Here is an 18766-nt window from a genome sequence, read left to right on the forward strand (position 1 = left end):
CGGATGGCGATCATCTTGAAGGGTGAGGCACCGGGCGCGAGCCTGAGCGAGGCGCCGCTTCTGTTGCTGCTCAAGCTGCGCACGTTCATCGCGTTGTTCGCGGTGGTGATTTTCTTCTCGTTCGCGGCGCACAACTTCCTGAGTTGGGAAAATCTGCTGATCATGTCGCGCCACGTCGCGCTCAATGCCTTTCTCGCGATCGGTATGACCTTCGTGATCGTGGCGGGCGGCATCGATCTGTCGGTCGGGTCGATCGTCGGCCTGTCCGGCATGGTGGCGGGCGGACTGATCCTGCACGGCATTCCGCTCGGCGACGAGTACACGCTGTACCTGAGCGTGCCGGAAGTGATCATCGTCGCGCTGCTGAGCGGCGTCGCGGTCGGCGCGATCAACGGGTTGCTGATCACGCGGCTGAACGTCGCGCCATTCATCGCGACGCTCGGCACCTTGTATATCGCGCGCGGCGCCGCGCTGTTGTCGTCGAATGGCGAGACGTTTCCGAATCTGACCGGCAATCCGGACTATCGCACCACCGGTTTTCCGATCATCGGCTCGGCGACCATCCTGGGGATTCCGTTGACCATCTGGCTGCTGGTCGCGGTCGGCTCGCTCGCCGCGTACATCGCCGGGCGCACGCCGCTCGGCCGTCAGATCTATGCGGTCGGCAGCAACGAGCGCGCGGCGCAATTGTCCGGCGTACGGGTCAATCGCGTGAAGATGTTCGTCTATATGTTCTCGGGGCTGTGCGCGGCGATCGTCGGCCTGATCATCGCGTCGGAACTGGTCGCCTCGCATCCGATGAGCGGCGAGACCTTCGAGCTCAACGCGATCGCGGCGGCCGTGCTCGGCGGCACCTCGATGTCGGGCGGGCGCGGCAAGATCGGCGGCACGATCATCGGTGCATTCGTGATCGGGATTCTGTCGGACGGGCTCGTGATGATGGGCGTGAGCGCGTTCTGGCAGACCGTGATCAAGGGTGTGGTGATCGTCGCGGCAGTCGTCGTCGACCAGCTCCAGCGGCGCGTGCAGCAGCGCTTCGCATTGCAGAAGCAAGCGACGACGGGGGCTTGAGCGATGAGTGCGGCGAGCATGCAAACCATGTCTAGCGGAGAGCAGAACGTGTTCAAAGGCGCGCTGATCGGCTGCGGGTTTTTCTCGCGTAACCATTTGCATGCGTGGCGCGATATCGAGGACGCGCGCATCGTCGCGCTGTGCGATGCCGACGAATCGCGGCTACATGCGGCCGGGCGTGAGTTCGGTATCGAGCGTCTTTATACGGATGCCGCCGCGCTGCTGGAAAGCGAGCAGCTCGATTTCGTCGATATCGCCACTACGGTGGCGAGCCATAAGGCGCTTGTCGAACTTGCCGCACGGGCCAATGTCGCGGTTATCTGTCAGAAGCCATTCGCGCGCTCGCTCGAAGATGCCCGCGCGATGGTCGACGCATGCAACGACGCGGGTGTGCCGCTGATGGTTCACGAGAACTTCCGCTGGCAAAGCGCGATCCAGGCGGTCGGCGCGGCCTTGCATCGCGGCGAGATCGGCCGGCCGTTCTGGGGGCGGGTGTCGTTCCGCTCCGGGTTCGACGTGTTCAGCGGTCAACCTTATCTGGCCGAAGGCGAGCGTTTCATCGTCGAGGATCTCGGCATTCATGTACTCGATATCGCGCGGTTTCTGTTCGGCGAAGTGAAGCGGCTGTATGCGAGCACATCGCGCGTGAATCCGGCGATCAACGGCGAGGACGTCGCGACGATCATGCTGAGTCATGAGCAGGGCGTGAACAGTATCGTCGACTGCAGTTACGCGACGCGGCTGCCCCGCGAGCTGTTTCCGCAAACGCTGATCGAAGTGGATGGCTCGGCCGGCACGCTGCGCCTGTTCGCGGACTACCGGTTGCAGATTCACAACGCCGCGGGAACCGAACTGCGAGATGTGACACCGCCTGCGCTGTCATGGGCGAGCGCGCCTTGGGAAGCGATTCAGGGCAGCGTGGCCAGCATTCAGTCACACTGGATCGACTGCCTGCGGCGCGGCGTCGAGCCGGCCACCAGCGGGCGCGACAACCTGGCGACGCTCGCGCTCGTCGACGCGACCTACCGGTCGGCGCGGCAAGGACGCAGCATCGAGATGTCGGAGATGTTCGGCGCCGACACGAAGGGGACGCGATGAGCGTGGACCTCGCGATGGCCCGATACGGCACCACGCAGGCCAGGGAGCAGGAGCGCAGCGTGCTTGCCGGTCCTTGGTCGGCGCTGCTGGTCGACGGCGCGTTGCGCGAGATTCGCTATCGCGGCGTCGAAGTGATCCGCTCGGTTGCGTTCCTCGTTCGTGACAAGGACTGGGGCACCTGTCGTCCGCTGCTGGCGGCCGTCGGAATCGACGAGGACGAGTACGGCTTCCGGCTCGTCTATCGGGCCCAGTGTGCGAATCCTGATGGACAGGTGCTGAACTACGATTTGGGCATCGTTTGTTCGGCTGATGGCGTGCTGCGATTCGACGCATCCGTCACCGCGCACGATGCTTTTCTGACGGCCCGCTGTGGATTCTGCGTGCTGCATCCTATCGACGGCGTGGCGGGCGCGCCGGCGCGTGTCGAGCATGGCGACGGAACACGTGAGGAATCCGCGTTTCCCGAACTGATCGATCCGTGGCAGCCGTTCAAGGACATCCTCGCGATCGAACACGATCTCGCCTGCGGGCTCACGGTGCGCTGCGCATTCACCGGCGACGTGTTCGAGATGGAAGACCAGCGTAACTGGTCTGACGCATCGTTCAAAACCTACTCGCGGCCGCTTGCGTTGCCTTGGCCTTATACGCTGGAAGCGGGTTCCACGCAGCGCCAGAGCGTGACGCTGAGCGTCTCGGAGAGGAGCGGGGTCTGGCCGGGCAGCGCACGCGCGCCGTCGATCCCGGCGCAGGACGACCTCACGACGATCACGCTCGACCTCGCGCTGGCAGGGGGCGAGACGATGCCGGCACTCGGCATCGCAATCGCCGCAAGCGAGATCGATGCTGCGCTCGCGCATCCTGAGCTGCTGGCCGAGTTGGCCCCGCAACGAATCATGTTGAGCTTCGATCCGGTAGCTGGCCACGGGCTGGCTGAACTCGAGCGGTTCGCGGCCTTGCGGCGGCGCGCGAATCTGCCGGCCGTGCTCGAATACGCGCTGCCGGGCGCCGATGATCCGCGGCGCGAACTGAATGCGCTGGCCGCGCTGATCGAGGCCGCGGGGTTGCAGATCGTCGGTATCGTCGTCAGCCCGTCCGTGCATCGGCAGTCGAATCCGCCGGGCAGCATCAGCCCGCCGTGTCCCGCCCTCGACGACGTCTATCTCGCCGCGCGCGCGGCCTTGCCGGGACTCCGGATCGGCGGCGGGATGTTGAGCTATTTCACTGAACTCAATCGCAAGCGTCCGCCGCTTGAACTCGTGGACTGGGTGACTCACGCGACCTGTCCGATCGTCCACGCGGCCGACGATCGTAGCGTGATGCAAACGCTCGAAGCCATTCCACATATCACCCGTTCATGCCGCTCGCTGATCGGCGCACAGCCTTACTCGATCGGACCAGTGTCGATCGGCATGCGCCAGAATCCGTACGGCTCGCGCGTGATGCCCAATCCGCACCGCGAACGCATTGCGATGGCCGGCTTCGATCCGCGCCAGACCTCGCTGTTCGGGGGCGCGTGGCTCGCCGGCTATGCGGCGGCGCTGGAAGGGGCGCGGATCGACACATTGACGCTGGGTGCGTTGACGGGAGAGCGGGGTCTCGCAGACGTCAGCGATGGGGTGACGCGGTATCCGATGTATGGAGTTGCCCGCGCGCTCGCCGCTATGTCGGGATCACACAGGCTACCTGTTGCCGTCAGGGCGGCGGAGCCGTCCGCGGTCGCATGTATCGCCGCGCGTGACGCGCAAGGGCGCATTCGCATTGTGGTGGCCAATCTGACTGACCGTGCGCGTACAGTCCGACTGACGTTTCGTGGGCGGGATGTGCCTCTCGATGCGTTCATCAGCGACGAGGAGACGGTGCGAGCGGCGGGCGACATGCGGGGGAGCGCGTCGGTAGAGCTTGCTCGCCCGGTGGTGCTGCGCCCGTATGCGTTCGTTATCGGGGTGTCTTTGTGAAACGTGAGACAGGACAACCTGCTTGAAAAGGAGACCCCGGCAGTCAACCGCCGGGCTCGTACTTGCCGCGCGCTGCGAGGTCGCCGCTAGTTCTGCACTTCGGCGTGCTTAATCCCGGGCGCAATGCTTAGAGCCGGGCGCCGCCGGTCGCGTCGATCACCTGTCCCGTAGTCCAGCGTGCGTCATTCGAGGCCAGGAAGGTGATCACGTCAGCCACGTCGTCAGGTCGACCCACTCGCGAGAATACCGACATGGCCTCCGCGCCGGCGCGCGCCTCCGGTACGGTAAGCCACTCCGCATTCATGTCGGTGTCCGTCACACCCGGCATGACCGTATTGACCGTGATGCCGCGACGCCCGAACTCAGGAGCAAGCGCCAGCGTCAGGGTCTCAACGGCACCCTTCGATGCGGCGTACGCGGGATGCGTTGGCGCGGCCACACGCGTAAAGCCGGTCGAAACGTTGATAATTCGGCCATTGTCGCGGAGATGATCGGCAACGGCCTGGATCAGAAAGAACGGTGCCTTGAAGTTGACCGTCAGGACCTCGTCGAAGGTCGCCTCACTGGTCTCGGACAAGGGAATCCCGGGTGCAATGCCGGCGTTGTTGACTAGAATGTCAAGCCGAGGTTCGCCCGTGGCGGCAATCGCAGCTGCCTTGAACTGCTCCCAGATACTGTCCGTTGCTTCCTTCCCGCGGTTCAAGTCCGCTTTGATGGCGACGGCTTTTGCTCCGAGGGCCTCGATCTCGCGAACGGTGGCGTGAGCGGCATCCGCGTTGCTGCCGTAATGCACGCCGATGAGCGCGGCTCCTTCTCGCGCGAAGGCCAGTGCCACAGCACGGCCGATACCACGCGAGCTTCCCGTTATGATGGCCGTTTTGCTTGAAAGTTTTCCAGACATCATTCACTCCTTTCCGAATTGAATAGTGATCGTTATATTAATGACGCTGGAAACACGCTGTCAATGTTTTTTATAGGAATCGCTACAAAATGAGTCACCCCGCCCGAAAACGTGGCAGACCGAGGTTGCTGGAGCGCGACGTGGGGCTTGATATCGCCGCGCGGCTGTTCTGGGAGCATGGATACGAGGGCACCTCGATAGCCGACCTGACCGAGGCCATGGGTATTCCGCCGCCGTCCCTCTACGCAACGTTTGGCTCGAAGGAGGAGCTTTACAGACAGGCGGTCGACCATATCAGCAAGCGTGAGAACGGGCAGTGGCTGGAAGCGCTGCAAGGAGACATGCCGGCCTACGACGCGATAGCGTTCTACCTGCACGACGCCGCGGCACGCTTTACCGACCCCGGAAGGCCGCGCGGCTGCATGATTTCCACGGCTGTTCTTCAATATGCCGAAAAGAGCGAGTCCGTCGCACGGACGGTCGCCGAGCGGCGGGAGTCCTGGTTCCAGGCCGTCAAGGCACGCTTCGACCGTGCCGTCGCCGAGGGTGAGCTTGCCGCTGAGACCGACACCGAAGCTCTCGCCCGCTTTTACGAGGCGGTTGTGCAAGGCATGTCGGCGCAAGCCTGTGACGGGGCATGCAGGGCAATATTGAAGCGGCTGGCTGATATTGCGCTGTCGGCATGGCCTCGGCCTCAACCTCGTCGCAAGAAACCGGTTGCGTGAGTGCATTGGTCCGGAATTGTGTAAAGGCAATCTGAACCGCGAACCTCAATGCGTCGCTTCTGCCAGCAGTTGCGCAGCCAGGTCTGCCGGACGATCCAGCATGATGGAGTGACCACACGGAATATCGTGGACCTCCCATCGGGGGGGGCGTCCTTCAATCGGGCATACGTCTCGACAAACCAATCGCCTCCGTTATCGCTCGCGCGTCCAAAGCTGATTGGCAATCCCGGCAATTCCAGCCGGCGATTGCGTCAATCCTATGAATGAACACGCGAAATTTCTCCCCCCACGAAACAGCAAATAAGGAGGATCGGCCAAATCTCGGGGCCGCGGATTCGTGCCACGAAGGGAATGAGAATCGCGGCAATCACGGCAAATCGCAGCCCAGCGAAGAATAGCGGTGGCAGCACCGTGAACCCCGCTTTTACGACGACAAACTGAAATCCCCACAGCAAAGGAACAAGCTGGGCCGCTGCTATATGAATAGCGTCCATTGATAACTGAACCAATCAGTCCACAAATAGACGCGGGAAATGCGTCGCGCCCCATCGTCAGCAGTTAAGCAGCCAGGCTGCTGATCAGTGTCTGCACGGCATCACGGCATACCTGCTTGCGCGGCGCGAATCATTGCCTGAAGGCTCGTCTGCACATCCGTGTCAGTGGTGGCCCAACTGGAGACGCTGATTCGCATGGCGACGCGGCCCTGCCATACTGTGCCGCCACAGCAGCAAATCCCCTCGGCCTGAAGACGGTTAATCACGGCGCGCGTCATCTCCGGGGTACCAAATGAGACGAGCACCTGATTGAGTACGACACGATTCAGGATTTCAAAGCCACTGGCCTCGAGACCTTGGGCAAACATTCGGGCATAGCGGCAGGTACGTTCGACTAGCCCCGCAACGCCATCTCTGCCCAGGTTAAGAAGCGCGGCCCAGATATCCACGCCACGCGCTCGTCTCGAGGATTCCGGCGTGTAGTGCGACGGTTCCCGGTCAGTCGCATCGCCCTCTGCCAGGTACGCGGCATTCAACGACATTGCCGCACGCAGAGTGGCAGCTCTGCGCACTAGAACGATGCCATTGTCATACGGTACGTTGAGCCATTTATGCCCATCTGTCGCCCAGGAGTCGGCTTCGGCGACGCCATCCGTTAGAGTGTCGAACTGACGGTTTGCAAGCGCCCATAGACCGAATGCACCATCAACGTGGACCCAAGCACCGGCTTTCCTCGCGAGGCGGCATATCTCGCGCGCCGGATCGAAATTGCCGGTATTCACGTTGCCAGCCTGGATGCACACGATCGTTTGCTCATCCAGTTCCGGAAGCTCGCTGAGTCGCATCCGGCCCTGGCGATCTGTTGGCACTACGATGACCCGCTCGCGTCCGAGTCCTAACATCGACAACGCCTTGGAGACGGTCACGTGAGTCTCTTTACTGACGACTACACGGAGTTCCGGAGCGCCGTAGAGTCCCTTCGCCTCCACGTCCCAGCCCAGGCGGGATAGCAGGGCGTGGCGTGCTGCTGCCAGCGCCGCAAAGTTCGCCATCGAGGCACCCGTAACGAAGGCTCCTCCAATGTCGTCCGGCAAGCCGAATAGGTCGCCGATCCAGCGTAGCGCGACGTCTTCGAGCGTTGCCGCGATCGGCGAGGTCCATCGAAAACACGCGTTTTGATCCCAGGCAGTGGCGAGCCAGTTCGACGCGATGGTTGCGGGCAGCGCCCCGCCGATCACCAAACCGAAGTACCGTCCGCCCGTTGTCGCGACGGTAGCGGGTGACCCAGCCTCGTCGAGACGGCGCAAGACTTCACGTGCATCCAGCCCGGCGTCTGGCAGTGAGTGCCGGAATTCGTTCATGCCTCGCAATGCGTGGGTAGAAACGTTGACCGGCCTGTCATGCACAGACTGAACATAAGCGAGCGCACGTTGCGCGGCGTCCTGCAGCAGTTCGGCGGTCGGGAGCAGTCCGGCTGCTTTTGCACTTTCGTCGAGTGTCATATGGTTCGTCCCGGAGGTTTAGGCATACGATCATGCGGGAGCAATAGAAACCGGTCACGTTTCTCAAGCAGCGCCTTGCGACCAACGCTACCCGAGCGACGCTGGATCGCTCACTACCTTGGTCTGGTATTGCGCACGCAATGATGCGGCGAAAATCGTATCTATCTCGCGCGAAATACCCGGGCGGGTGAACAGCGCAACGGGTGGCAAGGTCCAGTCGAACGCATAGGGGACAATCGCCACACCCGCAATCCGTACCAGTTCTTCCGCGATGTCTGCCGGCATGATGGACACCGCGTTCTCGTTCAATGCGACCGTCTCGCCAATCAGCCGCGGCGAAAGGCTTTCGACAACGGGAAAGGGCGGTGTAACGCCGGCGTGGAGGAACAGATCGGATATCTGGTCGCGCATCGGGGTTTGCGATGCACCGAGAATCCAGTCGAGTTCGGCGAGTTTTCGCCAGTTCATTGCGCTGCGCGAGAGTCTGGCAGCGAGGCGTCGGGACGCGATCAGACGGGGTTTTTGCTGATGAATTACTTCGAAATGAAGGTCGTCGAGATCGACGCTCGACGATGCCCGTCCGATCACGATGTCGAGGGTATGGTCGCGCAATTGGGACATTAGCCCTTCGCTCGTGCCTTCGTGGATGGAAAACGTGAGCCGCTGCGAAATCTGCGACTGCGTATGACGGATTGCCGACGCCAGAGTCTTTCCTGAAATGAAGGAAATCACGCCAATGTGAAACCGCGTTGCGTGACCGGAGATCAGCGCACCGACATCGGATGCGAGGTGGTCGAGATCGTGCAGCATGGACTCGGCGCGTGCGAGGACGGTCGTGCCGAGCGCCGTCGGAATCATGCCGCGCGACGAACGCTCGAACAGCGAGCCGCCGAACATATCCTCCAGTTCAGCGAGGGCATTCGTGATGGCCGGCTGACTGCTCGCCATGTGCTCGGCTACGCGTGTTAGAGAGCCATGTTGCCGTATTTGCAGCAGCAACATGAGATGGCGCATTTTCAGGCGTGCGCTCAAGCGCCTTATCACTTCGTCCGTGTTGAATGACACGATCGTGGGAATCCAGACATAACCAAAAGGTGATGCCCCGATAATAAAACAAAATAAACCCCGCATGCCTCGTTCCTAGAATGCGTTCCATGACGATCAGCCGGGATGGGCCCGGCGTACACATAGGAGCACGGCACATATGGACAGGACCGAACGCGAGGCAGCCCTGCAGTATCACGAGTTTCCTACGCGGGGGAAGATATCGGTGAGCGCAAGCAAACCGCTCGTCACGCAGCGCGATCTCGCACTCGCCTATACGCCGGGCGTGGCGGTCGCATGCGAGGAAATCGCGGCGGACCCGCGCGAGTCGTTCCGCTACACGAGCCGAGGAAACCTGGTCGGCGTGATCACGAACGGCTCGGCGGTGCTGGGTCTCGGCAATATCGGTGCGCTTGCGTCCAAGCCGGTGATGGAGGGCAAGGCGGTGCTGTTCAAGAAGTTCGCGGGCATTGACGTCTTCGACATCGAAATTACCGAGAGCGATCCCAACAGGCTCGTGGATATCATCGCGAGCCTCGAGGCGACATTTGGTGGCATCAATCTGGAGGACATCAAGGCGCCCGATTGCTTTATCGTCGAGCAAAAGCTGCGCGACCGTATGAAGATTCCCGTTTTCCATGACGACCAGCACGGTACTGCGATCACCGTGTCCGCCGCGTTTCTCAACGGTCTGAAAGTGGTGGGCAAGGATATCTCGAAGGTTAAGGTCGTCACTTCAGGCGCAGGGGCCGCGGCGCTCGCGTGTCTCGAACTGATGGTCGATCTCGGACTGCCCCGCGAAAACGTCTGGGTGACCGACATCGAAGGTGTGGTCTATCAAGGACGCAAGGCAGCGATGGACCCCGACAAGGCGCGCTTTGCACAGGCCACGTCGGCGCGGGTGCTGTCCGATGTCATCGAAGCTGCCGACGTATTCCTTGGGCTTTCGGTGGGGGGTGTGCTGACGGCGGAAATGGTGAAGCAGATGGGGCCGCGTCCGCTGATTCTCGCGCTCGCCAATCCGACGCCGGAGATCTTTCCGGAGAAAGCGCGCGAAGCCCGTGATGACGCGGTCATCGCGACGGGCCGTTCGGACTATCCGAATCAGGTCAACAATGTCCTGTGCTTTCCTTATGTGTTCCGCGGTGCGCTGGATGTTGGCGCGACCACCATCACGCGGAACATGGAAGTGGCCGCCGTTCACGCGATTGCCAGCCTCGCGCAAGAGGAACCGAACGACTCCGTCGCGGCCGCGTATGGTGCGTACGATCTTTCCTTCGGGCCGCAGTATCTGATTCCAAAGCCGTTTGATTCCCGGCTTATCGTGCGCATCGCACCCGCCGTCGCAAAGGCCGCGATGGAGGACGGCGTGGCTACGCGCCCGATTGCCGATTTCGATGCTTACGCGGATCAGCTTCAGCAGTTCGTCTATCACTCCGGTGCGTTCATGAAACCGTTGTTCTCCGCCGCGAAGCAATTCGTGCGCGAGGGTGGCAACTCGCGCATCGTCTTCACGGAGGGCGAGGAGGAACGTGTTCTGAGGGCGGTTCAGGTGATCGTCGACGAGAAGCTGGCGCGGCCGATTCTTGTCGGCCGACCGGAAGTGCTGCTATCGAGAATAGAAAAATTCGGGCTGCGGCTGAAGCTCGGCGAGGACGTCGAGGTCACGAACCCGGAAAACGACGAACGCTTTCACCAATACTGGACGACGTATTGGGAACTGCGGTGCCGCGATGGGATCACGAAGGAAATGGCGCGGGTTGAAATGCGCCGCCGCCTGACGCTGATCGGCGCCATGATGGTGCGACTGGGCGACGCGGACGGGATGATATGCGGGACTGTCGGTGCTTATCACAAGCATCTGCGCTTCATCGACGAAGTGATCGGCAGGAAACACGACGCACAAACTTATGCGGCGATGAATATCCTGCTGCTCGACAAGCGCACGCTGGCACTCGTCGACACACACGTCAACGACAACCCCACGGCTGAACAGATTGCGGAGTTCACGATTGCGGCCGCAGCGCAAATGGCATGGTTGAATCTGTCGCCCAAAGTTGCGTTGTTATCGCGTTCGAATTTTGGCTCGGGCAGTTCTGCATCGGGCGAGAAGATGCGCAAAGTACTGGCACTCGTCAGCGAACAGGCACCCGACATCGAGATCGACGGTGAAATGCACGGAGATTGCGCGCTGGATGAAGCGCTGCGTCAGCGTGTTTTACCCACGTCGCGACTGAAGGGCGCCGCCAATCTGCTGGTCTGTCCGAATGTCGATTCGGCAAATATTGCGTATAACCTGCTGAAGACGGAGGCAGGAAGTAATGTTGCTGTGGGGCCGTTCCTGCTCGGCGTCAATGCACCCGTCAACATACTGACGTCCAGTTCGACGGTTCGTCGGATCATCAATATGGCCGCGCTCACGGTGTTGCAGGCAAATCGCGACTGAGTACAAAGCAACGTTCCTCTGGAACAATGCCAGTTGCCGCTGCGCGCTCGACGACGTGAGCGCGATGCCAGCGCGGTTCAGATGGTGGCGGGGCCGTTTTGCCAGTTGCTGCGGTATGAAGGAACGACCTGGCGACGAGGCGCCAGTCGCGACGACGTACTATCATGCAATGAAGGGAAGTCCACGTACTATGACCAAGTCGCTTAAGACAGGATTGACGCTTCCTGCCGCGGTACTTTTGCTCGCCGGCTGTGTCGTCGGCGGCATGCCATATACCGGGCGGCATCTCAGCCCGGCGGAGTGCCGCGACCTGGCGGCTCTCAAAACCAACGCGCCTCCGACCTTGGCACAGCACCAGAACGAACTCGCGGCCTTGAGGAAAGCAGGTTACGACCCGTCGCCGTGGAATGACGACCCTTACTACCCGGATGATCTGCAAGAGGCCCAGCGCCTGGTCGACTATTGGTTCCAAACTGAGTGCCTGCCGCATTGATTGCGGTTGGCCCGGCGTCTTCGGCTATCAGCCGCTTACTGCGGCTTCGTCAAATCCTGCCCAATTGCTGCGACGACCGCCTGTTCGCAATCCTTGAGGCCTGTCACCGACTGATCGAACTGGTCGGTCAGCGTGCCGAAGCTGCCATAACGATATTTGGCGTCTGCTTCGATATGAATCGAATTGGCCTTGATGTCCCAGCCGCAAGCGAATGTCTTGAAGTACATGTCCTGCCTGGACCTAGAGTCGAGCAGGCGCGCACGGATAACGACCCACGGAATGAAGTCGCTCGTGTCCGGTGGGGATGCATAGCCAAAGGAAGTAATCCACACGTTCAGGATGGCATCCGCGTCGGTCTTGATATCTGAGAAGTCGTCCGACTTGCCATCGCTTGCGAGCTTGACGCTCTGGCCGTGCAGCGCAACGATCTGATAGCCGGCATTGGAAAGTCGCGCTGTAAGGCCATCGTCAACAACGGGAGCGAAAACGATTTTTTCGCTCGCCACACGCTGCGTGTACGTACTCGTATGATTGGCGTTGACCCCTGCTTGCACCAATCCGCCAATCAATCCAAATGCTCCAGCAGCGCCACCGAAGTTGACCACGCTCTCTCCGCGCGGTTCCTTGACGTCCAACATGGCGATCGTATGGAGCTTTTGTCGATTGCTGGCGGCAAGGTCGGTTTTCGGAAGCGAAGTGCAACCGGTGAGCAGTGTTGTGACGACAAAACCCGCGGCGAGCACGAACTTTGAAAGTGCTTTGGTCTTCATGATTGCGTATCTGTGGATTGAGAGCGTCGACGCCCAGCGCCTTTTTGAATAATGGCCATCCCTGTAAATCAGGGACCGGCAAGCCATTTATCGGCATCACTGGTATGAACTTTAGAACTGCGACGGAGCTAGACCCGCTTTCTGATCCATGAAGACATCGAACACTATTGCGCGTGTGCGCACTCGACAAACAAAGTTTTACACGGCGCGACGGGCTGTTTCCGGACCGAAACCAGCCATCTACTCGCAGCCTCTCGATTGCTCGTCGGTTTGCGACCGACCTCGTCGTCGTCGGGGATTGCTTTGGGAGCGACGCGGCCTGGCCTCAAGCTGCTACGTCACCGTCCAGCGGTTCGGCAACTTCATGTCCTCAGCCCTGTTTCCGATGCTGATCGGCAGCACCCTCTGCATGGCTCATGGCATGGCTGCATCGCAGTCTTTTGGCCTGGTGATGTTCGGCGTCGCAACGCGCCAGGGCGAGTCCGGGTGAACCTCCCGCGAGGTCGGCGGTTATCTCGTCTCACCCGGCAAGTCGGCGCGTTCGCGCTGCTCCCGTATTTGACGTTAGGGGCGTTTTTTGATGTTTCGCACCAACATAACGGCGCCCGCGTTTGCAATGTCTCGTGTCACCGTCGCATGAGGCCCATCACGAGCGTGATAAGGAAAATCACAACGAATATGACGAAAAGTATTTTTGCGATGCTGGCTGCGCCTGCAGCGATGCCGCCAAAGCCGAATGCTGCGGCAATGATCGCAATGATGAAAAATACAAGGGCGTAATACAACATGATGTGTCCTCCTCCCATCGCGGGCAGCTCGCGTTATATGCACGCTTGACGTTTTAGTTGGAGCAACTCCCGTTCCTCACCGGATGGCGCAGGCATATCAATGCCACGCGAACGGAATCAGCCAGCTATCGCAGTACTCCGGGATTGCCGCAGGGTGGCGCTTCCAGTCATGGATGGTCCGACGAATGACCACCCGGTTCATTCATCGCGGCCGGCGGCTTCGAAGTCTCAAGCCCAGAAAACCCCCTTTCTTTGGCCTTCAGCCGACAGGTTGCGTCGCTGGAGGAATGGCTCGGCGTGCCGCTATTCATGCGCACTGAACGCCATGCTGACTGCCAGTTGGGCGTCGATGGGGAGTTTGCGTTTGGGCAGCACCCGAGGCGCGGCGACTCATGATGCGTGTCTGGCATATTCGTTGCGCTTCGGGAAATGCCGGCTTGCGAAATCTGGCACCCCCCCGGGTATAGCGCAGATTCGTCCCAACGGCGTTGCCGCGAGTTTGCGGTCATTCAAGGGAGGCAATCATGAACGCAACGAAGACAGTAACCGTCTGTCTTGCATTGGCGCTAGCGTCGGTCGGCGCGGCCTATGGGCAGGGCGGTGGAGGCGGGGGAGGCGGTGGGACGAGCGCTGGTGCTGGCGTGGCGGGAGGAGCCAACGGAGCGGGCCAGGGTGGTGCGGGAATCAGTGCGAGGAACACAGGCGCGACCAGCGGTTCGACTTCCATGTCGAAAGGTTCGACGGCGGGGTCGCCAACCCGACTCCCACAGAAAGGCCCACACGCTAAAGGCGCGTCGGACACGGCTGCATCAGGTGCGCAGTAAACAGGCACAGCGAGGCGATGTCCGATGAGCAGATTCCTCGGGCACTCGTTTTGTCAGTCGCATGTTTGCATCCCGCCGGGGACGTATGAGGATTCAGGAATGACCACTGATGCAACGAAAACAGGCTGAAGCCGAACGCGCGTCACCGGAGGACCAATGACTCAGTCATGCATTGCCATAACCGTCCGGCGCGAGGACCCTGCCTCGCTTGATGGACAAATCCTGCTTGATGAACTCAGCGCCACGCTGGCGGTATTTTCAGGCGATGGCGGGCAGTCGAGGTTTTGTCTCGCCGACTTTCACTCGTCGAATGGAAGGTTTTACGTTGCCCGCACCCTCGTCGGGGAACCGGTTGGATGCGGCGCATTCTGGCATTTCGACTCGCGCACGGCGGAACTCAAGCGAATCTACAGCAGGCCGCATTATTCAGGCGTCGGCAAAGTGATTCTGCAGCAGCTTGAAATCAACGCGTCAGCCGCCGGTTATCAAAGGCTGGTCCTCGAGACTCGCGCGGTAAACAGGCGCGCGATCCGATTTTATGAGCGCAACGGCTTCAGGGCGGTTCAACGGTACGGGTCCTATATTGAACAGTCCGACGCATGCTGCTTCGAAAAGATGCTCCTTACCGCAGCAGGTGAAGAGGCTGATTGGCCGACCGGCAGGCAAGGCGGCCGAGATCGATCAATGCGCGAACGGGGTCGTGGCGATGCCGATCGAATTGACCGTCGCCAATGAAGCCGAATAGGCTCATCACATGAGCAGCCGGTGGAACTCCTCGCGCACCCGTCGCGCCCATTCTCCTGTGGGTAAGCCCGGAGCGTTCCCCGTTCTGATCGAGCCACAGCTCGCTACGCTGGTCGATCGCGCACCGGCAGGCGGCGACTGGTCGTACGAAATCAAGTTCGACGGCTATCGGATGATGGTCCGCATCGAGCGTGGCACCGTCCAGATTTTTACCCGCAACGGACATGATTGGACTTCACGTATGCCCAGTCTGACCGACGCACTCTCGGTATTGCCAGTCGAGGAGGTGTGGCTCGACGGCGAGGTGGTCGTGTTGGACGCGGCGGGTCGCCCCGACTTCAATGCGCTTCAAAATGCCTTTGACCGGCGCAGCACTGCGGACATAGTCTTATTCGTCTTCGATATCCTCTGGCTGAACGGCACCGATCTGCGTGAACACCCGTTGCGTGTCCGTCGCAAGCTTCTTCGCGGATTGATGCATGAAACGGACGCCGATGTGTTGCGATTGTCGGAAGACTTCGCGAAAGACCCGGTGTCGCTGGTCGCTTCAGCTTGCCGCATGAAGCTCGAAGGGATCATCGGCAAGCGTGGCGATGCGCCATACCGCTCCGGACGATCTACCGAGTGGATCAAGCTCAAATGCAATTTGCGCCAGGAGTTCGTGGTCGGCGGCTTCACCCGGACCAAAGGCGCGCGCTCAGGTGTTCATTCCCTTCTGCTCGGCGTGTACGAACAGGATGGGTCATTGCGCTACGCGGGCAACGTCAAGCCATACTTGTCCAGTCGCGCCGCGAACGCCTTCCTGCGGCGCGCCAGTACAGTCACCGCTCGCGAAACAGCGTTCTACAACCCGCCCAAACCGGAGAAAAACCGCGACTGCCTCTGGTTGGAGCCGTTGCTCGTCGTCGAGTGTTCGTTTCTCGAATGGACGCCCGCTGGCGAAGTCCGACATCCAGTTTTTCACGCGATCCGGGAAGACAAGGCCGCGGGCTCGATCACCGAAGAGCCGATGATCGCTGTCGAGTCAGACGAACCGGTCGAGGACGATGCGGGTTCGACTCGCCAGCGTCCAGGGCCGAAAGGAGCCGTGACGATCGGCGGCATCCGGATATCCAACCCCGAGCGGGTCATGGATGAGGTTACCGGGCACACCAAGCGCGACATGGTCGAGTACTACGCTGCGATATCCGAATGGGCGTTGCCGCATCTGCATAACCGGCCGTTGGCGTTGGTTCGCGCGCCAAACGGAATTCAGGGCGAATTGTTCTTCCAGAAACACAGCGAAAAGTTCCAGATTCCCGGCGTCGAAGAACTGCCTGCCGAATTGCATCCGAGGCATCCGCCGCTGCTAGTTGCCAACAAACCGGAGGCGCTGATCGGTCTCGCCCAGATGGGCGTTGTCGAACTGCACTGTTGGAACGCCGCAGCACCCGACCTGGAGCATCCCGACAGGATCATTTTCGACCTCGATCCCGACCCGAACCTGCCATGGAGTGCAATGCTCGAAGCGGCCGAACTGCTGAAGGTCGTACTCGACGAGATAGGTCTGCGGTCATTCCCGAAAACCAGCGGAGGCAAAGGATTCCATGTCGTCGTGCCGTTGACGCGACGTCAGGCCTGGAGTGAAGCAAAGGAGTTCGCGCAGGCGGTCGCCCGTTACATGTCGCGGGTGGTGCCAGACCGCTTTTCGGCGGTTCTCGGTCCGAAAAACCGTATCAACAGAATCTTTATCGACTATCTTCGCAATGGCCGCGGCGCGAGCACCGTCGCCCCTTTCTCGGTCAGGGCCCGTTCCGGAATGGCAGTTTCGATGCCGGTCTCGTGGGACGAATTGCGGCGAGTCGGCCGAGGCGACGAATGGACCATGCACAAGGCGATCGAACGTCAGCGTTCCCTGAGGTTCGATCCATGGGAAGGCTACTGGCGCACGCGGCAGGGAATCACTGCCGCGATGCGCCGCGCCGTGGGCATGAAGCGCTAGCTGCCGCGCTGCTCGGTGCTTTTCACGTTGGCTGAAGCGAACCGGTGCGCGCAGCCGACCGCTCATGTGTTTGAGCAGGAGGGCGGCTGGCCTTGGGGCTTCAGTGCGAGTTGCAAAGTCGCCAGCGGGACCCCGGCGGCCGCAGGGCGAACGCCCCACAGTCTTTCAGCTTGGCGCAAATCTGCACCAGGAGTGCTGGCGGCGGATCGGCCGCGACCAGCAATGCGTGGCCGGCACGCCCGTCCTCACTTATGCTCGCTACGAAACAGTCGGCTTGCGGCTCGATGAACCGGTTGACGGCGATTAACCCCCATTCCCCGTGAGCAGCATATTCCGCATGATCCATTTCGTGCGTCGGGAACACCGATTTCGGGGCGCCACGGGAAGCCGCGAGTGAGAAAACGAACACGTCCAACTCGCACAAATCGGACTCAGCGAGAGCTTGGCGTGCGTCAGAAGCATCGCGATACGAGCGGAAGATTGCGCTCAGATACTCGGCCATTTGGCGCCCCGTCCTTTTCTATCGCTTAAGCGGGAAGCACGCTCTGTGCCGCGTTCCGACCTCCGGTCCATATCTTCAGCGGCTACGCCAGTCCCCGAACGTCAGCTACATCGCATAGCAGGCGCGGGTGTCTGGGATCGGACACGTCGATCTGGTTCCACGAAATCCGCTGATGCCGCCAGCGCCCCTTGCGCTGCGCCACGTCACGCAACAGCCTTGGCAGCCAGCGTACGGCGAGCCGCTCGACCAAGGCACTCGGACCGATGTGAAATTCGCTGATCATCCAGGCGTCGTGGTCTTGAACGAGCTTGATTGCCTCGATGCGGCCTAGTGATGAGCCGTCTGGCGTCAGCTTGCCGACCGACGATCAGATCGATGTTGATCTGCGCCATCATCGCGATCCCGGAATGCGCTCGACGACGTGCTCGCGTAGCCAGCGCTGCCAGTTGCCAAGCGGGGTATCGCGCGCATCCAGGTCCACCTCGATGTCGACCCCCAAGCGACGGACCCGACTCCCGGGAATCCGGTTGACGAGGCCGAGCAGCGACATGCCTTTTTCGATCAGTCCGAACGTGCTACGCCACAGGACAAACCATGCCAGCACCGCAACCGGCAGGGCCCACCATTCGTGTCTTACCCCGCTGGCCAGTTCGAGCGATACACTGACGCCTCCAATCTCCGCCGACAGCACCAGGGCGTTGACGATGAGCGTCGTGACGAAGGGGAAAAGGAAGAATTTGATGCCAAACCGGTCACGAATTCCGTCGGCGATCGTATGGCTGCTCACCGCGGCGAATCGTCCCGACATCTCGGTCAGAAAGACGATGCATACCGTGCCGACGACGATCGGCCAAGCCAGCTGGAAACGGAACGCGGCGCCTCCCTGCGCCGCCGTCGACAGCGACCCCATCTCCAGAAAGCCCCCAACGCTCGTCACAATGCCGAGAGAAATCTCGAGCAGCTTTTTCATCCGTCCCGCTCCCGCTGAGCACCGGGTGAGTCGGGCCCTTCGCTCGGCGCCTTGCGCACGGTCGCCTGAGAGCGCACAACCTCGTGTCGTCGCCACCCCCACGCCCGCGCGCAATGCGCGGCATCGTGGGTGCGCAACCGGCGTGCCAAGGAATGCCGCTCCTTTGCACTTGCGAGCCTGTCGGGCCCGGTGCATGGGGTCGGAGTGCGGAAGCCTTTCGCACCATTCGATCGCCAACGCCCGTTTCTGCCCGGAAACCCCGGCTTGTGAGCCGAACTTCCCGAGGTTGCCGATGCGCGGTAACTCGCGCTACGCGCCTTGAAATTTTCTTCGTGCATACTATTCTAAATTCCGCTCAGGCAGTCGCGCCGGCCATGCGGCGCGCTGCGTGTTTCGATTTGTTTGCCGCAGCCCGGCAGACGGACTGGAGCGCGTAGGCCGGTTCGTTTCCGTGCTGC

General features: G+C 61.1%; 19 protein-coding genes. 10 read left to right on the forward strand and 9 right to left on the reverse strand.

The features are described from left to right. The first annotated feature begins 3 nt into the window (after positions 1–3). The 3 genes from AB3X94_RS14555 to AB3X94_RS14565 are packed head-to-tail and all read left to right on the forward strand — an operon-like array spanning position 4 to position 4124. A complete protein-coding gene (locus tag AB3X94_RS14555; protein WP_176111111.1) occupies positions 4–1071 on the forward strand; it encodes an ABC transporter permease in 1068 nt (355 codons plus the stop codon). Between the two features lie 18 nt (positions 1072–1089). Then, complete coding sequence (locus tag AB3X94_RS14560) at positions 1090–2169, forward strand: Gfo/Idh/MocA family protein (protein WP_368611893.1); 1080 nt, start codon at positions 1090–1092, stop codon at positions 2167–2169. After that, the gene (locus AB3X94_RS14565; protein ID WP_368611894.1) at positions 2166–4124 is read left to right on the forward strand and encodes a hypothetical protein; all 1959 of its coding nucleotides are present in this window, start codon (positions 2166–2168) and stop codon (positions 4122–4124) included. The genes AB3X94_RS14560 and AB3X94_RS14565 overlap by 4 nt, the downstream gene beginning before the upstream one ends. A 127-nt stretch (positions 4125–4251) precedes the next feature. Here AB3X94_RS14565 and AB3X94_RS14570 read toward each other — a convergent pair whose 3' ends face one another. After that, positions 4252–5028 (reverse strand): SDR family oxidoreductase, encoded by a 777-nt coding sequence (locus AB3X94_RS14570; protein ID WP_368611895.1) that lies wholly within the window; start codon positions 5026–5028, stop codon positions 4252–4254. 86 nt (positions 5029–5114) lie between these two features. On the opposite strand from AB3X94_RS14570, the gene AB3X94_RS14575 reads away from it, so the two are divergent. After that, positions 5115–5750, forward strand: a complete 636-nt coding sequence (locus AB3X94_RS14575) for a TetR/AcrR family transcriptional regulator (protein ID WP_176111107.1) — start codon at positions 5115–5117, stop codon at positions 5748–5750. 257 nt (positions 5751–6007) lie between these two features. On the opposite strand, the gene AB3X94_RS14580 is transcribed toward AB3X94_RS14575, so the two are convergent. The 3 genes from AB3X94_RS14580 to AB3X94_RS14590 all read right to left on the reverse strand — a co-directional run bounded on the left by AB3X94_RS14580 (position 6008) and on the right by AB3X94_RS14590 (position 8811). Further along, a complete protein-coding gene (locus AB3X94_RS14580) occupies positions 6008–6244 on the reverse strand; it encodes an EamA family transporter (protein ID WP_368611896.1) in 237 nt (78 codons plus the stop codon). 101 nt (positions 6245–6345) lie between these two features. After that, positions 6346–7746: an aspartate aminotransferase family protein gene (locus AB3X94_RS14585; protein WP_368611897.1), complete on the reverse strand. Its 1401-nt coding sequence runs from the start codon at positions 7744–7746 to the stop codon at positions 6346–6348. A gap of 87 nt (positions 7747–7833) precedes the next feature. Next, positions 7834–8811 carry a LysR family transcriptional regulator gene (locus tag AB3X94_RS14590; RefSeq protein ID WP_176111105.1) on the reverse strand — a complete coding sequence of 326 codons (978 nt, stop codon included), beginning with the start codon at positions 8809–8811 and terminating at the stop codon, positions 7834–7836. 139 nt (positions 8812–8950) lie between these two features. Here AB3X94_RS14590 and AB3X94_RS14595 point away from each other — a divergent pair, with 139 nt between their 5' ends. Together AB3X94_RS14595 and AB3X94_RS14600 are read left to right on the forward strand one after the other, a co-directional pair. Next, on the forward strand, positions 8951–11236 hold the full coding sequence (locus AB3X94_RS14595; RefSeq protein WP_368611898.1) for an NADP-dependent malic enzyme: 2286 nt from the start codon (positions 8951–8953) through the stop codon (positions 11234–11236). 190 nt (positions 11237–11426) lie between these two features. Continuing rightward, positions 11427–11729 (forward strand): DUF4148 domain-containing protein, encoded by a 303-nt coding sequence (locus tag AB3X94_RS14600; RefSeq protein WP_368611899.1) that lies wholly within the window; start codon positions 11427–11429, stop codon positions 11727–11729. Positions 11730–11764: 35 nt separating this feature from the next. Here AB3X94_RS14600 and AB3X94_RS14605 read toward each other — a convergent pair whose 3' ends face one another. Further along, positions 11765–12499: a hypothetical protein gene (locus AB3X94_RS14605; RefSeq protein ID WP_368611900.1), complete on the reverse strand. Its 735-nt coding sequence runs from the start codon at positions 12497–12499 to the stop codon at positions 11765–11767. Positions 12500–12863: 364 nt separating this feature from the next. Here AB3X94_RS14605 and AB3X94_RS14610 point away from each other — a divergent pair, with 364 nt between their 5' ends. Beyond that, positions 12864–12989: a hypothetical protein gene (locus AB3X94_RS14610; protein WP_281375140.1), complete on the forward strand. Its 126-nt coding sequence runs from the start codon at positions 12864–12866 to the stop codon at positions 12987–12989. A gap of 136 nt (positions 12990–13125) precedes the next feature. Here the strand turns inward: AB3X94_RS14610 and AB3X94_RS14615 are convergent, their stop codons facing one another. Then, positions 13126–13287: a DUF1328 family protein gene (locus tag AB3X94_RS14615; RefSeq protein ID WP_176111101.1), complete on the reverse strand. Its 162-nt coding sequence runs from the start codon at positions 13285–13287 to the stop codon at positions 13126–13128. Between the two features lie 252 nt (positions 13288–13539). On the opposite strand from AB3X94_RS14615, the gene AB3X94_RS14620 reads away from it, so the two are divergent. The 3 genes from AB3X94_RS14620 to ligD all read left to right on the forward strand — a co-directional run bounded on the left by AB3X94_RS14620 (position 13540) and on the right by ligD (position 16836). After that, on the forward strand, positions 13540–13683 hold the full coding sequence (locus AB3X94_RS14620; RefSeq protein WP_368611901.1) for a LysR family transcriptional regulator: 144 nt from the start codon (positions 13540–13542) through the stop codon (positions 13681–13683). A 584-nt stretch (positions 13684–14267) separates the two neighbouring features. Next, positions 14268–14846 carry a GNAT family N-acetyltransferase gene (locus AB3X94_RS14625; RefSeq protein WP_368611902.1) on the forward strand — a complete coding sequence of 193 codons (579 nt, stop codon included), beginning with the start codon at positions 14268–14270 and terminating at the stop codon, positions 14844–14846. A 19-nt stretch (positions 14847–14865) separates the two neighbouring features. Then, positions 14866–16836, forward strand: a complete 1971-nt coding sequence (gene ligD / locus AB3X94_RS14630; RefSeq protein WP_368611903.1) for a DNA ligase D — start codon at positions 14866–14868, stop codon at positions 16834–16836. Positions 16837–16936: 100 nt separating this feature from the next. On the opposite strand, the gene AB3X94_RS14635 is transcribed toward ligD, so the two are convergent. The 3 genes from AB3X94_RS14635 to AB3X94_RS14645 all read right to left on the reverse strand — a co-directional run bounded on the left by AB3X94_RS14635 (position 16937) and on the right by AB3X94_RS14645 (position 18308). Then, a complete protein-coding gene (locus AB3X94_RS14635) occupies positions 16937–17338 on the reverse strand; it encodes a hypothetical protein (RefSeq protein ID WP_176111098.1) in 402 nt (133 codons plus the stop codon). Between the two features lie 82 nt (positions 17339–17420). Continuing rightward, positions 17421–17621, reverse strand: coding sequence for a hypothetical protein (locus AB3X94_RS14640; RefSeq protein ID WP_246392260.1), 201 nt, complete (start codon positions 17619–17621; stop codon positions 17421–17423). Positions 17622–17729: 108 nt separating this feature from the next. Continuing rightward, positions 17730–18308 (reverse strand): divalent metal cation transporter, encoded by a 579-nt coding sequence (locus AB3X94_RS14645; RefSeq protein WP_246392258.1) that lies wholly within the window; start codon positions 18306–18308, stop codon positions 17730–17732. Positions 18309–18766 lie beyond the last annotated feature (458 nt).

The sequence above is a fragment of the Paraburkholderia sp. BR10923 genome (assembly GCF_040948765.1).
GTDB classification, from domain to species: domain Bacteria; phylum Pseudomonadota; class Gammaproteobacteria; order Burkholderiales; family Burkholderiaceae; genus Paraburkholderia; species Paraburkholderia youngii.